The sequence below is a fragment of the Pseudomonas purpurea genome, from assembly GCF_039908635.1.
Classification (GTDB): domain Bacteria; phylum Pseudomonadota; class Gammaproteobacteria; order Pseudomonadales; family Pseudomonadaceae; genus Aquipseudomonas; species Aquipseudomonas purpurea.
The window spans coordinates 1,076,489-1,090,784 of record NZ_CP150918.1 but is presented as its reverse complement, the minus strand read 5'-3'; the positions used below and the strand labels follow the sequence as shown (position 1 = coordinate 1,090,784).

The 14,296-nt window shown below is 60.0% G+C and carries 16 protein-coding genes and 1 pseudogene; 12 read left to right on the top strand and 5 right to left on the bottom strand.

Annotated elements, in window-relative coordinates; translation table 11 throughout:
• The first annotated feature begins 48 nt into the window (after nucleotides 1-48).
• Nucleotides 49-654 (top strand): hypothetical protein, encoded by a 606-nt coding sequence (locus AABM54_RS04900; protein WP_347904160.1) that lies wholly within the window; start codon nucleotides 49-51, stop codon nucleotides 652-654.
• Nucleotides 655-657: 3 nt separating this feature from the next.
• On the opposite strand, the gene AABM54_RS04895 is transcribed toward AABM54_RS04900, so the two are convergent.
• The gene (locus AABM54_RS04895; protein ID WP_347904159.1) at nucleotides 658-1,617 is read right to left on the bottom strand and encodes a MerR family transcriptional regulator; all 960 of its coding nucleotides are present in this window, start codon (nucleotides 1,615-1,617) and stop codon (nucleotides 658-660) included.
• A gap of 211 nt (nucleotides 1,618-1,828) precedes the next feature.
• On the opposite strand from AABM54_RS04895, the gene AABM54_RS04890 reads away from it, so the two are divergent.
• The 6 genes from AABM54_RS04890 (at nucleotide 1,829) to AABM54_RS04865 (ending at nucleotide 4,853) form a co-directional block, all read left to right on the top strand.
• Nucleotides 1,829-2,398, top strand: coding sequence for an antibiotic biosynthesis monooxygenase (locus tag AABM54_RS04890; protein WP_347904157.1), 570 nt, complete (start codon nucleotides 1,829-1,831; stop codon nucleotides 2,396-2,398).
• 80 nt (nucleotides 2,399-2,478) lie between these two features.
• Nucleotides 2,479-3,189 carry a dihydromonapterin reductase gene (gene folM / locus AABM54_RS04885; protein ID WP_347904156.1) on the top strand — a complete coding sequence of 237 codons (711 nt, stop codon included), beginning with the start codon at nucleotides 2,479-2,481 and terminating at the stop codon, nucleotides 3,187-3,189.
• Nucleotides 3,190-3,210: 21 nt separating this feature from the next.
• Entirely contained in the window at nucleotides 3,211-3,783 is a 573-nt protein-coding gene (gene folE, locus AABM54_RS04880; protein ID WP_347904155.1) for a GTP cyclohydrolase I FolE, read from the top strand.
• 2 nt (nucleotides 3,784-3,785) lie between these two features.
• The gene (gene folX / locus AABM54_RS04875) at nucleotides 3,786-4,157 is read left to right on the top strand and encodes a dihydroneopterin triphosphate 2'-epimerase (protein WP_347904153.1); all 372 of its coding nucleotides are present in this window, start codon (nucleotides 3,786-3,788) and stop codon (nucleotides 4,155-4,157) included.
• Between the two features lie 68 nt (nucleotides 4,158-4,225).
• On the top strand, nucleotides 4,226-4,522 hold the full coding sequence (locus AABM54_RS04870; RefSeq protein ID WP_347904152.1) for a DUF1244 domain-containing protein: 297 nt from the start codon (nucleotides 4,226-4,228) through the stop codon (nucleotides 4,520-4,522).
• On the top strand, nucleotides 4,515-4,853 hold the full coding sequence (locus AABM54_RS04865) for a HopJ type III effector protein (RefSeq protein WP_347904151.1): 339 nt from the start codon (nucleotides 4,515-4,517) through the stop codon (nucleotides 4,851-4,853). Before AABM54_RS04870 ends, AABM54_RS04865 begins: the two co-directional genes overlap by 8 nt.
• Before the next feature lie 173 nt (nucleotides 4,854-5,026).
• On the opposite strand, the gene trxB is transcribed toward AABM54_RS04865, so the two are convergent.
• Nucleotides 5,027-5,983, bottom strand: a complete 957-nt coding sequence (gene trxB / locus AABM54_RS04860; protein WP_347904150.1) for a thioredoxin-disulfide reductase — start codon at nucleotides 5,981-5,983, stop codon at nucleotides 5,027-5,029.
• 314 nt (nucleotides 5,984-6,297) lie between these two features.
• Here trxB and cysZ point away from each other — a divergent pair, with 314 nt between their 5' ends.
• Together cysZ and AABM54_RS04850 are read left to right on the top strand one after the other, a co-directional pair.
• A complete protein-coding gene (cysZ, locus tag AABM54_RS04855; RefSeq protein ID WP_347904148.1) occupies nucleotides 6,298-7,053 on the top strand; it encodes a sulfate transporter CysZ in 756 nt (251 codons plus the stop codon).
• Nucleotides 7,054-7,094: 41 nt separating this feature from the next.
• Nucleotides 7,095-8,294, top strand: a complete 1,200-nt coding sequence (locus AABM54_RS04850) for a glycosyltransferase family 1 protein (protein ID WP_347904147.1) — start codon at nucleotides 7,095-7,097, stop codon at nucleotides 8,292-8,294.
• A 125-nt stretch (nucleotides 8,295-8,419) separates the two neighbouring features.
• Here AABM54_RS04850 and AABM54_RS04845 read toward each other — a convergent pair whose 3' ends face one another.
• The 3 genes from AABM54_RS04845 to AABM54_RS04835 all read right to left on the bottom strand — a co-directional run bounded on the left by AABM54_RS04845 (nucleotide 8,420) and on the right by AABM54_RS04835 (nucleotide 10,786).
• Nucleotides 8,420-9,523: an NADH:flavin oxidoreductase gene (locus AABM54_RS04845; RefSeq protein ID WP_347904146.1), complete on the bottom strand. Its 1,104-nt coding sequence runs from the start codon at nucleotides 9,521-9,523 to the stop codon at nucleotides 8,420-8,422.
• Between the two features lie 159 nt (nucleotides 9,524-9,682).
• Nucleotides 9,683-10,165, bottom strand: coding sequence for a glutathione peroxidase (locus AABM54_RS04840; protein WP_347904145.1), 483 nt, complete (start codon nucleotides 10,163-10,165; stop codon nucleotides 9,683-9,685).
• Nucleotides 10,166-10,300: 135 nt separating this feature from the next.
• Nucleotides 10,301-10,786: a peptidylprolyl isomerase gene (locus AABM54_RS04835; RefSeq protein ID WP_095169371.1), complete on the bottom strand. Its 486-nt coding sequence runs from the start codon at nucleotides 10,784-10,786 to the stop codon at nucleotides 10,301-10,303.
• Here AABM54_RS04835 and AABM54_RS04830 point away from each other — a divergent pair.
• The 3 genes and pseudogenes from AABM54_RS04830 (at nucleotide 10,755) to AABM54_RS04820 (ending at nucleotide 14,160) form a co-directional block, all read left to right on the top strand.
• Nucleotides 10,755-11,093 carry a DUF3565 domain-containing protein gene (locus tag AABM54_RS04830; protein WP_347904144.1) on the top strand — a complete coding sequence of 113 codons (339 nt, stop codon included), beginning with the start codon at nucleotides 10,755-10,757 and terminating at the stop codon, nucleotides 11,091-11,093. The genes AABM54_RS04835 and AABM54_RS04830 overlap by 32 nt on opposite strands.
• A 60-nt stretch (nucleotides 11,094-11,153) precedes the next feature.
• A pseudogene (pta, locus tag AABM54_RS04825) lies at nucleotides 11,154-13,254 on the top strand (phosphate acetyltransferase).
• Nucleotides 13,255-14,160, top strand: coding sequence for an acyltransferase (locus tag AABM54_RS04820; protein ID WP_347904142.1), 906 nt, complete (start codon nucleotides 13,255-13,257; stop codon nucleotides 14,158-14,160).
• The last annotated feature ends 136 nt before the right edge of the window (nucleotides 14,161-14,296 follow it).

Genomic DNA, 14,296 nt, shown 5'->3' with positions numbered 1-14,296 from the left:
TTAACTACAATCACCATTAACTTTGTAATTATATCTTTCGAGCTGATCATGCACCGCGATGCCCTTCTGACCCAGGATGAGCTGGACTTCATCCAGACGATGCAGCACAACCCGCAACTCAATGTGCGGGATGCCACATCGAGCCTGCTGGTCAATGGCGGCTCGCAGATCCGCGACTTGCTCACGCGCCTGGCTGCGCATGAGCAAGTCACCATCCAGGCCCACTTCGAAAATCAGCAAATCACCTTTCCACTGCACCTGGTGGAAGACGAATTTCATGCCCTGCATTTGCGCCTCGGCGTACCGAGCATCTACGAAGACGGGCCGATGATTCGCCCCTGGCGGCTGACGCTTGAAGAACCCGTCGCACTGGAAAACGCCAAGGGCCAGCCCGGGACGTTCTGGGTTCACGAAGTGTCGTTCAAAGGGGTGCTGCTGGAAGTGCGCAACCGCACCAAACCGCCAAAACACTTTGCCCAGTGGTTCAGCCCGTCAGGGTATGAGCGAATTGCGTTGCGCGGCACGCTCGAACGAGAAACCCAGCCAGGTTTCTACGCCTATCGGCTGAACCAGAGCGACAAGGACGAAACCGAACGCCTGCGCCAGTTCATCCTGCAACAACACCGCCTGACGCACCCCGCCCTGCACGCCTGAGTCTCAAGTATCGAGGGTTCCTGCCAGAAACTGCCGCAGACGTTGTTGCATCAACACGCCATCGTTGCCCAGGCAACCAATCGACGAACCCGCCAGGCTTTCCTGTGCCATATCCGCCGTATCGCCTGCCAGCATCAGCGGGCAATTCAGGCTCATGGCCAGGCGACTCAAGCGGCGCGGCAACTCGGACGACGGCGCATGGTTGGAATACAGCACCAACGCTTGTGGCCTGATCTTCTCGCAGACCAGCGTCATCTCATCAAGGGGCAGGCCGATGGTCAGCATTCTGACCCCCACCTCCGCACTGCCCATGAACAGCGCAGCCAGCAGCACCTCAAGCTCGCGGCACTGATCGGCCAGGGGGGCGACGATCACAAGCTGCGGCTGGGCGCCGCGCATGAGAAGCAGGCGCTGCGCGACCCTGGAGCGCAAAAAACCATCGTAAAACAGCCACTCACTGGTCAGCCCGAACACATGCTGCTGTTGCAGCAACTGCCGCCATAAGGGCATGAGGATGTTCTGGAACACGACCGCGAGCGAGTAACTGGAAAAGACCTGGCCGTAGATTCGCTCCAGTTGAACATCGTTGTAATTGCTGACTGCAACTTTCAGTTGGGCCTGCCACTGAGCGTAATCAGCCTGGACGAATTCATCGGGAATGATCCGCGCCAGCACCTCAGTCGTGTCGGACCGGGCCAGAATTTTCCCGACCTTGCTCACCGCGACACCGCGCTCGATCCAGCCGAGGATGCTGCGAACACGCTCAACATCGGTCATGGAATACAGCCGATGCCCACTTTCGGTGCGTATTGGCTGAATCAACCCGTAGCGACGCTCCCAGGCACGCAAAGTGACCGGGTTGATGCCCGTGAGCCGAGCCACTTCGCGGATCGGAAACAACTGCTCCTGCTCTAGAGTGCGAACAGGTTTAAAATCGCTGGTAAGTTCAGTCATAACTGGCATCTTGGGCTTCAACGTCCATGTACGATTTTTCGGCATTCTACTCCTCATGAACTGCTTTCATCCAAGTAGATCTCAGGCGACAAACGTCTCTGGCGCATTTTGCAGAATCAGGAATAATCCTTGCTTGTTTTTGAACGCAGCCCCCCACCCCGGGCTACGTTTTTGCATGCCTCCTATCCGGACCGGCGTGCCTGTCTTACGGAGATACACAATGTCTACCTCCCCGGTCACCCTCATGGTGGCGCGCCGTGTTGCCGATGGGCGCTATCAGGACTTGATCGCCTGGCTGCGTGAAGGCGAACAACTGGCCACTGACTTTCCCGGCTACCTGGGCTCAGGCGTGCTCGCACCGCCGCCCGGAGATAACGAATTTCAGATTATCTTTCGCTTTGCCGACGAACCGACCCTCCATGCCTGGGAGCATTCGGCTTCGCGCACGGCCTGGCTGGGGCGTGGCAGCGATCTGTTCGCCCACCCTTGCGAACATCGGGTCAGCGGCATCGACGGCTGGTTTGGTGCTGTCGGGCAACGTCCGCCACGCTGGAAACAAGCGGTCGCGATCTGGCTGGCGTTCTTCCCGGTTTCCTTGCTGTTCAACTTTGTGCTGGGCCCGTTGCTCGGCGACATGGGAATGCTGAGCCGAGTGTTCATCAGCACCCTGTGTCTGACGCCGCTGATGGTCTACTTCTTCATTCCGCTGTCGACCCGTTTGCTGGCCGGCTGGTTGAACAACACACCAGTGCGCCCGTTGGCCGCCGAGCCCTCCACACAAAATCGCTGACCCACGGCAGGAACGCTTGGTAGAGGTGTACACCTACGGTCGCTGGTATAGTTTTGTCATACCCGCGACCCGAGCCCTTCATGACCGCTTCCTCTGCTCCGATACTCATCACGGGCGCCGCCCAACGCGTCGGCCTGCATTGCGCACTGCGGTTACTGGAAGACGGCCATCGCGTGATCTTCAGTTACCGCAGCGAACGCCCCGGCGTTCAGCAACTCAGAGACCTGGGCGCCCTCGCACTGTTTGCCGACTTTGCCACTGAAGCCGGCATTCTCTCGTTCATCGACGAACTGAAAAGCCACACCGACAGCCTGCGCGCGATTGTCCACAACGCGTCCGCGTGGCTGGCGGAGGAGCCCGACACAGAGGTTGCAGCCTTTACTCAGATGTTCAGCGTGCACATGCTGGCGCCCTACCTGATCAACCTGCATTGCGCCGAATTGCTTGAACGCTCGAGCCCGGCCGACATCGTGCACATCAGCGACGATGTCACGCGCAAGGGCAGCAGCAAGCACATTGCCTACTGCGCCAGCAAAGCCGGGCTCGACAGCCTGACCCTGTCCTTCGCCGCGAAGTACGCGCCGAAGATCAAGGTCAACGGCATCGCCCCCGCCCTGCTACTGTTCAACCCTGACGACGACGCGCAGTACCGCGCCAAGGCCCTGGCCAAATCCGCATTGGGCATCGAGCCCGGCAGCGACGTGATCTACCAGAGCCTGCGTTATTTGCTCGACAACCCTTATGTCACCGGCACGACCCTGACCGTCAACGGCGGACGGCACGTCAAGTAAGCCGTCCCGCGAGGATGTTCCATGACGTTATCGCCCCAGAACGACTTATCCCAGAGCTATCGCGAGATCCTCATCGGCCTCGGTGAGGATCCCGACCGCGAGGGCCTGCTCGATACCCCGGTACGCGCCGCCAAGGCCATGCAGTACCTGTGTCATGGCTACGAACAAAGCGTCGATGAAATCGTCAACGGTGCGCTGTTCGCGTCTGACAACGACGAGATGGTCATCGTGGCCGACATCGAGCTCTACTCGTTGTGCGAACATCACCTGCTGCCCTTCATCGGCAAGGCGCATGTGGCTTATATTCCTACCGGCAAGGTGCTGGGGCTGTCGAAGATCGCGCGAATCGTCGACATGTTCGCCCGACGCCTGCAAATCCAGGAAAACCTCACCCGGGAAATCGCCGACGCCGTACAACGGGTCACCGATGCCGCTGGCGTCGCGGTGGTCATCGAAGCCCGACACATGTGCATGATGATGCGCGGCGTCGAGAAACAGAATTCGACCATGAACACCTCGGTGATGCTCGGCGCCTTTCGCGAGTCGAGCAATACCCGCCAGGAGTTCCTGCAATTGATTGGACGGAGCAAGTAGCAATGCCACAACTTCAGCCAGGAATGGCACGCATCCGGGTCAAGGACCTGTGCCTGCGGACCTTCATCGGAATCAACGAGGACGAGATCCTCAACAAGCAGGATGTGCTGATCAACCTGACCATCCTGTACGCCGCGCAGGACGCCGTGCGCGACAATGACATCGACCACGCATTGAACTATCGCACCATCACCAAGGCGATCATCGCCCATGTGGAGGGTAATCGCTTCGCGCTGCTCGAACGCCTGACCCAGGAATTGCTGGACCTGGTCATGGCCAATGGATCGGTGCTGTACGCCGAAGTCGAAGTCGACAAACCCCACGCCCTGCGTTTCGCCGAGTCGGTGTCGATTACCCTCGCCGCGAGCCGCTGACCGTGTCTGGCGCATCGTCCGCCAGGCTTTTATTATCCGCGCCACGATTTGATTGCACCGAGCCCATCATGACCGAACAACAACGCCTGGAACTTGAAGCCGCCGCTTTCCGTCGACTGGTTGCACACCTGGACAGCCGCAAGGACGTGCAGAACATCGACCTGATGAACCTCGCCGGCTTCTGCCGCAACTGCCTGTCCAAGTGGTACAAGGCCGAGGCTGACGAACGCCAGATCGACGTCAGCCTCGATGACGCCCGCGAAGTGGTGTACGGCATGCCGTACGCGCAGTGGAAAGCCCACTACCAGCAAGAAGCCAGCGCCGAACAACAAGCGGCGTTCGCCAAAGGAAAAACCCATGACTGACCTGAACACCCTGCGCGCCAGCCTCAAGAGTGGCGAACACGCCTTCGCCGAAACCCTGGCCTTCATCGCCGCGGGCTACGATTACCAGCCACAGGCCTTCAACAACGGTGGCGTGGAAAACGCCGCCGGGCAGAACGAAGGCTCATGCAAAACCCTCGGTCTGGCGTTGCTCGAAGGCTTGAGCGATGAAGAAGCACTGCTGGCCTTCGGCGAGCATTACCGCTCGGTGGTCGCCACACCTGAAGGCACCGATCACGGCAACATCCGGGCGTTGATTGCCCAGGGTTTAGCGGGTGTGACGTTCACAACTCAGCCACTGACCCGCCGCTGATTTCTGCTTTGAATGCTATCCCCTGTGGGAGCGAGCTTGCTCGCGATGACTGCGTCACATTCAAAACTGATGTCGACTGATACATCGCTATCGCGAGCAAGCTCGCTCCCACAAAAGCAGCGGGTACAAAAAAACCGGCCTAGGCCGGTTTTTTGTGTTCAACGATCTCGCAATCAAGCGTTCTGCAAACCGTCCAGGTAACGCTCGGTGTCCAGTGCCGCCATGCAGCCGGCGCCGGCCGAGGTGATCGCCTGACGGTACACGTGGTCAGCCACGTCACCGGCCGCGAAGATACCTTCGAGGCTGGTCGCCGTCGCATTGCCGTCACGACCGCCCTGCACCACCAGATAACCGTCCTTGAGGGTCAGTTGGCCTTCAAACAGCGAGGTGTTCGGCGTGTGGCCGATGGCGATGAACACGCCGTCGACTTTCAACTCGTCGAAGCTGCCGTCGTTGTTCTTCAGACGTGCGCCAGTCACGCCCATGTTGTCGCCCAACACTTCGTCCAGCGTCGAGTTCAGCTTCAGGACGATTTTGCCTTCGGCAACCCGTGCGTGCAGCTTGTCGATCAGGATTTTCTCGGCACGGAAAGTTTCGCGACGGTGAATCAGGGTGACTTTGCTGGCGATGTTGGCCAGGTACAGCGCCTCTTCGACAGCCGTGTTACCGCCACCGACCACCGCCACTTCGCGGTTACGGTAGAAGAAACCGTCGCAGGTCGCGCAGGCCGAAACGCCTTTGCCCATGAACGTTTCTTCCGACGGCAGACCCAGGTAACGGGCGCTGGCGCCGGTGGCGATGATCAGCGCGTCGCACGTGTAGGTGGCGCTGTCGCCAGTCAAGGTGTACGGCTTGGCGGCGAAGTCGACTGCGTTGATGTGGTCGAAAACGATTTCGGTTTCAAAGCGCTCGGCGTGCTCTTTCATCCGTTCCATCAGTGCCGGGCCGGTCAGGCCGTGGACGTCGCCCGGCCAGTTGTCGACTTCGGTGGTGGTGGTCAGTTGACCGCCGGCCTGCATGCCGGTGATCAGCAGCGGCTTGAGGTTGGCGCGGGCGGCATAGACGGCGGCGCTGTAACCGGCAGGGCCGGAACCGAGAATAATCACTCGCGAATGACGTACATCAGACATGACTCACTCCTATCGACCGGCCCGTTCAAACTGGCGCGGAACGCCGGATGACCGGCTGGAATAAAAAAGGACTGCACAAGCACTTGGGGAAGTGCCGTCGTTGGGCAGTCCTGAAAAATAATGGGTGCAGCGTATCGAGGGGGCGAAGATTAAGGAAATACGGTTTAACAATCCAGCTCATAGGCGGTCTCTATTTTCGCAAGTCCAATTTAAGGACGCCTTTGTTACAGTTAATGTCGATGCCATTACCGTGCTTTCGCCCATCCGGCAAAGCCGATAAGGTCGGCGAGTTTTCTCACTGCAAGGAACCCGTTATGCCCGCCCCCGCTCTCTCTGGCCCGCAATACCTGCTCCAGGGCCTCAAACTGGTCTTGAGCCCCGGCCTGCGTTTGTTTGTGCTGTTGCCGCTGGCAATCAATCTGGTGCTGTTCGTCGGATTGATCTACCTGGCGGGGCATCAGTTCAGCCTGTGGGTCGACACACTGATGCCTTCACTGCCGAGCTGGCTGAGCTTTCTCAACTATTTGCTGTGGCCGTTGTTTGTGGTGCTGGTGGCGCTGATGGTGTTTTTCTCCTTCACCATGCTCGCCAACATCATCGCCGCGCCGTTCAACGGGTTCCTGGCAGAAAAAGTCGAAGTGGTGGTGCGCGGCACCGACGACTTCCCGTCCTTCAGCTGGGGTGAACTGGTCGCCATGGTCCCGCGCACCCTCGCCCGCGAAATGCGCAAGCTCGGCTACTTCCTGCCCCGAGCCCTGGCGCTGTTTGTGCTGTCGTTCATTCCCGTGGTCAACCTGATCGCCGCGCCGCTGTGGCTGGTTTTCGGTGTGTGGATGATGGCCATCCAATACATCGACTACCCGGCGGACAACCACAAGCTGGGCTGGAATGAAATGCTCGCCTGGCTGCGCGAGAAGCGCTGGCAGAGCATGAGCTTTGGCGGGATCGTTTATCTGGCGTTGCTGATTCCAGTGGTCAACATCCTGATGATGCCGGCGGCCGTGGCGGGTGCGACCTTGTTCTGGGTACGCGAGCGCGGGGCTGAGAAATTGATGGCCAACCAACGCTGAGCCTCGTCACAAATCCATCATCCCACCGTCACAATGACGACATGGCCTCAGCCGACACTGAGGTCATGACGACAGCTCTGCATATCACCCTGATCACCGAAACCTTCCCTCCGGAAATCAACGGCGTGGCCAATACCCTTGGCCGGTTGTGCGATGGCTTGCGCGCGCGCGGGCATCAGGTGGAACTGGTGCGCCCACGTCAGGGCGATGACCAGAGCCGCCGCAGCGACGACCAGTTGCTGCTCTGCCGCGGCTGGCCGCTGCCGGGGTATCCGGGGCTGCAATGGGGACAGTCGTCGATGCACAAGTTGCTGCGACGCTGGAAACGCCATCGCCCAGACGTGCTCTACATCGCCACCGAAGGCCCCTTGGGGTTGTCGGCGCTGCGCGCGGCACGTCGTCTGGGCATCTCGGTGGTCAGCGGCTTTCACACCAATTTCCAGCAGTACTCCAGCCAGTATGGATGGGGGCTGCTGACCCGGTTACTGACCCATTACCTGCGCTGGTTCCACAACCGCTCGACCTTGACCCTGGTGCCCAGCGCCAGCCAGCGACTGGAGCTGGAGCGGCGGCACTTTGAACGCCTGGCCTTGCTGTCGCGCGGTGTCGACAGCCAACTGTTTCATCCAGCCAAACGCCTCAACGCCCTGCGCGAAAGCTGGGGACTGAGCGACAGCGATGTCGCAGTGATCCATGTTGGTCGCCTGGCGCCGGAAAAGAACCTTGGATTGCTCAAGCACAGCTTCGAAGCCTTGCAGGCGAGTTATCCACAACGGCGGATGCAGTTGATCGTGGTCGGTGACGGCCCGCAACGGTTGCAGCTGGAAAAGGACTTGCCCGAAGCTGTCTTCTGCGGCTCGCAACGCGGCGAAGCGCTGGCCAGCCATTACGCCTCGGCGGATCTGTTTCTGTTCCCAAGCCTGACCGAGACCTTCGGCAATGTGGTGCTTGAGGCGTTGGCGTCGGGGTTGGGCGTGGTGGCCTACGATCAAGCCGCGGCGGCCCAGCACATTCGTCATGGTTACAACGGTGTGCTGGCGATGCCCGGCGATGAAGCGGCGTTTTGCGAAGCCGCCACCTGGTTGCTGGAAGAACCGGAAACCTTGCGCTGCATCAGGCTCAATGCGCGCCAGCATGCCAGCCGACAAGGTTGGGGAGCGATCATCGAACAGTTTGAAGGGCAGTTGCGCGGAGCGTGTGTCGGGGAGCAGGTGGTGCCGAATGCACCGACCTTGCCCTGAGTCTTTGCTGCTCTTGAGTCCGTCTTCGCGAGCAGGCTCGCTCCCACAGGTGACCGAGTACTATCAAACAACGCGATCGAATGTGGGAGCGAGCCTGCTCGCGATAGCGTCGCTACAGGCGCCGTTTAAACCAGCGTCATCAACGCCTCACGACTGAACGGCAGGATGTCTTCCTCACGGCCTTCGCGCACTTTCAACGCCCAGTCCGGGTCCACCAGCAGTGCGCGGCCGACCGCCACCAGGTCGAACTCTTCTTTGTTCAATCGCTCCAGCAATTTTTCCAGGCTCGCCGGCTGCGCAACCTTGTCGGTGTTGACCATGAACTGCAAGAACTCGCCGTCCAGGCCCACGCTGCCCACGGTGATAGTCGGTTTTCCGGTGAGCTTGCGGGTCCAGCCCGCCAGGTTCAGCTCGGAACCGTCAAACTCGGGCTCCCAGAAACGGCGCGTCGAGCAGTGGAAAATATCCACGCCCGCGTCCACCAAAGGTTTGAGAAACTCACCCAACGCCTCCGGTGTTTGCACCAGGCGCGCGGTGTAGTCCTGCTGCTTCCATTGCGAGAACCGGAAGATGATCGGGAAATCCGCTCCCACCGCCGCCCGCACGGCCTGAATCAACTCGACACTCAAGCGCGAACGGTTGGCCAGACTGCCGCCGTATTCGTCCGTGCGCTGGTTGCTGCCGTCCCACAAAAACTGGTCAAGCAGGTAACCGTGAGCGCCGTGGATTTCCACACCGTCCATGCCGATAGCCTGAGCATCCTTGGCAGCCTGAGCAAAAGCACCGATCACGTCCTGGATATCCTGGTGGGTCATGCCATGGACCACGACGTTGCCATCCTTGAGTTTTTCCATCGGCCCGTAACCCGGCACACTGGCCTCCGGTTCAGTGCCAATGCGCCGCACACTGCCGACGTGCCACAGTTGCGGAACGATCTTGCCGCCCTCGGCATGCACCGCATCGACGACTTTCTTCCAGCCGGCCAGCGCGGCTTCACCGTAGAAGTGCGGAACGTTCGGGTAACCATTGGACGCCTTGTGGCCAACGGTGGTGCCCTCGGTAACGATCAACCCGACGCCACCGGCAGCGCGGCGACGGTAGTACTCGATCACTTTCGAATTCGGTACGCCACCCGGGGAAAAAGAACGGGTCATCGGCGCCATCACCACACGGCTCGGCAGCTCGAGGGACCCGAGATAAAACGGTTTGAACAGGGCTTTGACAGGCATACGGAACTCCACGGCACGCAAGGTTTATGACGACGATAATATGGAGTGCGCAAGACCGTGCACAGCACTATTGATTGCAGTGATTAAGCGCTAAAAGTGTGTGAAGGCAGGAAAAAAATCGCCACCCTTGCAGTTGCAAGGGCGGCGATGATTCAAACGTCAGGCCAGGGCTTTTTCGATCGCCTGAACCACTGTCGGATCATCCGGAGCGGTGCGTGGCGAGAAACGCGCCAGGACGCGACCGTCCTTGCCGAGCAGGAACTTCTCGAAGTTCCAGGTGATGTCACCCGGGAACTCCGCGCCCTCACCCGCCAGCAGACGGTACAGCTGATGGCGATCATGACCGTTGACTTCCAGCTTGCTGGACAACGGAAAGGTCACGCCATAGTTGAGGCTGCAGAACGCTTTGATTTCTTCTTCAGTGCCCGGCTCTTGCCCGGCAAACTGATTGCACGGCAAGCCCAGCACGCTGAAGCCTTTGCCTTTGAATTGCTGGTAAAGGTTTTCCAGCGCCGCATATTGCGGGGTCAGACCACACTTGGAGGCGACGTTGACCACCAGCACGACGAGCCCTTTGAAAGGCGCGAGAGGCAGGTCCTGGCCATCCAAAGTTTTCAGATTAAGGTCGTGAAAAGCACTCATGACGAACTCCAAATTTCCCGTGTTCTACTCGAAACAGCCGTTGGACGGTGCGACACAACGACCGTCCACGACAGCCGAAGACTAAAAAGGCGCCCTCGGGCGCCTCTCCAGTTCTCGAAAGCTTAGCGCAGAAAATCAGTGGTGATGACCACCTTCGCCATGGACGTGACCATGAGCGACTTCTTCTTCGCTGGCGTCACGGATGTCGATGATCTTGACCTGGAAATTCAGGCGCTGACCGGCCAACGGGTGGTTGCCATCAACGGTGACGTCGTCGCCGTCCAGATCACGGATGGTCACGATCTGCATTTGGCCGTCCGGCGCGGAAGCGTGAAACTGCATGCCCACTTCCAGTTCGTCGACGCCTTCGAACATGCTGCGGCTCAGGGTGCTGACCAGTTCGGCAGCGTATTCGCCGTAGGCATCTTCAGGTTCAACGGCGACAGTCAGTTCATCACCAACGGCTTTGCCTTCCAGAGCCTTCTCCAGGCCCGGAATGATGTTACCTGCGCCTTGCAGGTAGACCAGCGGCGCGCCGCCGGCGGAGCTGTCGATGACCTCACCAGCGTCGTTGGTCAGGGTATAGTCGATGGAGACAGCCTTGTTGGCGGCGATCAGCATGGGGCGAGACCTTTTGCATAAGAATGAAGAATGGGCAAGTTTAGCGAAGCAATCGCCCGAAAGCGAACGGAACCCGGACAAACGGCCCGCTTCGTCAGGCACCACGATCACCGGGTTCCATCAGGACGAGGAAGGACACTGGGTGGCCGAGCTGTCCTGTGGCCATACCCAGCACCTGCGCCACCAGCCGCCATGGCAATCGCGGGCCTGGGTGCTGGACCCTGCCAAGCGTATTGAAAAAATAGGCCAGCCCTTTGACTGTGGTTGGTGCGCTCAAGGCTCGGTTAGCGATAACCTTGGTGCCTGATATCCGGTTGAAGGCCAGCCATAGGCCAAAACCGTTGCCATGCACCTCCAGAGAATCCGCATGCAAACTTTCTTTATTGCACCCACCGATTTTGGTGTGGGTCTGACCTCCATCAGCCTCGGGCTGGTGCGCACGCTGGAACGGGCCGGGCTGAAAGTCGGCTTCTTCAAACCGATTGCCCAGCCGCACCCTGGCGACACCGGACCTGAGCGCTCCACCGAACTGGTGGCCCGCACCCACGGCCTCAAGCCGCCTCAGCCGCTGGGCCTGGCCCACGTCGAGCGGATGCTTGGCGACGGTCAGCTGGACGAGTTACTGGAAGAAATCATCACCCTCTATCAGCAAGCCGCCATCGGCAAAGACGTGCTGGTGGTCGAAGGCATGGTGCCGACCCGCAGCGCGAGCTACGCCGCGCGGGTCAACCTGCATTTGGCCAAGAGCCTGGATGCCGAGGTAATCCTGGTTTCGGCGCCGGAAAACGAAGTGCTCACCGAGCTGTCCGGCCGGGTCGAGTTGCAGGCGCAATTATTCGGCGGCCCGAAGGACCCGAAAGTCCTCGGCGTGATCCTCAACAAGGTCAAAACCGACGAAAGCATGGAGGCCTTCGCCGCACGCCTGAAAGAGCACTCGCCGTTGCTGCGCAGTGGCGATTTCCGGCTGCTGGGCTGCATTCCGTTCCAGCCCGAACTGAACGCCCCGCGCACCCGCGACGTCGCCGACCTGATGGGCGCGCAGGTGCTCAATGCCGGTGACTACGAAACCCGGCGCATGACCAAAATCATCATTTGCGCCCGCACCATGCGCAACACCGTGGAGTTGCTCAAACCCGGCGTGCTGGTGGTGACCCCCGGTGATCGCGACGACATCATCCTCGCCGTCAGCCTGGCCGCCATCAATGGCGTACCGCTGGCCGGGTTGCTGCTGACCAGTGACACCCTGCCCGACCCGCGCATCATGGACCTGTGCCGTGGCGCCTTTCAGGCCGGCCTGCCGGTGTTGTCGGTGAGTACCGGCTCCTACGACACCGCCAACCAGTTGAACGGGTTGAACAAGGAAATCCCGATCGACGACCGCGAGCGTGCGGAGATCATCACCGACTTCGTCGCCAGCCACCTCGACGCTCGCTGGCTGCATCAGCGCTGCGGTACGCCACGGGAAATGCGCCTGACGCCTGCGGTCTTCCGTTATCAATTGATTCAGCGCGCCCAACTGGCCAACAAGCGCATCGTCCTGCCCGAAGGCAGCGAACCGTTGACCGTGCAGGCCGCCGCCATCTGCCAGGGCCCGGGGCATCGCCCGTTGCGTGTTGCTGGCCAAGCCTGAAGAGGTGCAAGCCGTGGCGCGCGCCCAAGGCATCGAGTTGCCCGAAGGCCTGGAGATTCTTGACCCGGACCTGATCCGTGAGCGTTACGTCGAGCCGATGGTGGCGCTGCGCAAAAGCAAAAGCCTCAACGCGCCGATGGCCGAGCAGCAGCTGGAAGACACCGTGGTAATCGGCACGATGATGCTGGCCCTGGACGAAGTCGACGGGTTGGTGTCCGGCGTCATCAATACCACCGCCACCACCATCCGCCCGGCCCTGCAACTGATCAAGACGGCCCCTGGCTGCACGCTGGTGTCGTCAGTGTTCTTCATGCTGTTCCCGGATCAGGTGCTGATCTACGGCGACTGTGTGATGAACCCTCACCCAAGCGCCGCCGAACTGGCGGAAATCGCCCTGCAAAGCGCGGACTCGGCGCAAGCCTTCGGCATCACCCCGCGTGTGGCGATGATCAGCTACTCCAGCGGTGAATCGGACAGTGGCGAAGAAGTCGAAAAAGTTCGCGAGGCCACGTTGCTGGCCCACGAAGCGCAAAACTCACTGCTGATCGACGGCCCGTTGCAATACGACGCCGCCGCCAACGAAAGCGTTGCCCGGCAACTGGCGCCCAACAGCCTGGTCGCCGGCAAGGCCACGGTGTTTGTGTTCCCGGACCTGAACACCGGCAACACCACCCACAAAGCCGTGCAACGCAGCGCCGACTGCGTGAGCCTTGGGCCGATGCTGCAAGGCCTGCGCAAACCGGTGAACGACCTGCCACGCGGCGCTCAGGTCGACGACATCGTCTACACCATCGCCCTGACCGCGATTCAAGCCGCCAACCGACCTATGGATGTCTAAATGCTGGATTTTCTACCTGCCCCCCTGCGAGGCGTGATCGCCTCGTTGTTGTTGGCGCTGAACACTATTTTGCTGTGCTCGTTTCTGTTCTGCGTGGCGATCTTCAAGGTCTTGCCGTTCGCCCTCACCCAGCGCTTCACCCATTGGCTGATGAACCACACCCACGAGGCCTGGATCAGCAACAACAACGCCTGGATGAAACTGGTATGCCGCACCCGCTGGCACCTCACAGGCCTTGAGGGCCTGGACTATCAACACTCCTACCTGGTCACCAGCAACCACCAAAGCTGGGTCGACATCATGGTGTTGCAGTACGTGCTCAACCGCCGGATTCGCCCGCTGAAATTTTTCCTCAAGCAGGAGCTGATCTGGGTGCCGGTGATCGGTCTGGCCTGGTGGGCGCTGGGCTTCCCGTTCATGAAGCGCTATTCCAAGGCGTATCTGGAAAAGCACCCGGAGAAAAAAGGCAAAGACCTGGAAACCACCCGCAAGACCTGCGAGAAGTTTCGCAGCAACCCGGTGGGTATTTTCAACTTCGCCGAGGGCACGCGTTTTACCGAAGCCAAGCACGCGCAACAGCAATCGCCGTTCCGCTACTTGCTCAAGCCCAAGGCCGGTGGCATTGCGTTTGTGCTGGATGCCATGGGCGAGCAACTGGAAGCCCTCGTCAATGTGACCATCCACTACCCTGGCGGCCGTCCGGGTTATTGGGACCTGCTGTGCGGCAACGTACGGGACGTGGTGGTGCATTTCGAAGCGCTGGGTATTCCGCCGCAATTCATCGGCAAGAACTACGACCAGGACGGCGAATACCGCCTCCAGTTCCAGGGCTGGATCAACCAGTTGTGGGAAGACAAGGATGCGCTGCTGGAGCAGATGCACCGTGAGTATCCCGCAAAATCTTGAGGTGCCTGTACAGACCTCATCGCGAGCAAGCCCGCTCCCACAGTTGATTTTTAGTGGACACAAAATTTGTATCCCACAGAGATCCCATGTGGGAGCGAGCTTGCTCGCGATGGCGATCTCAAGGACACAAAAAACC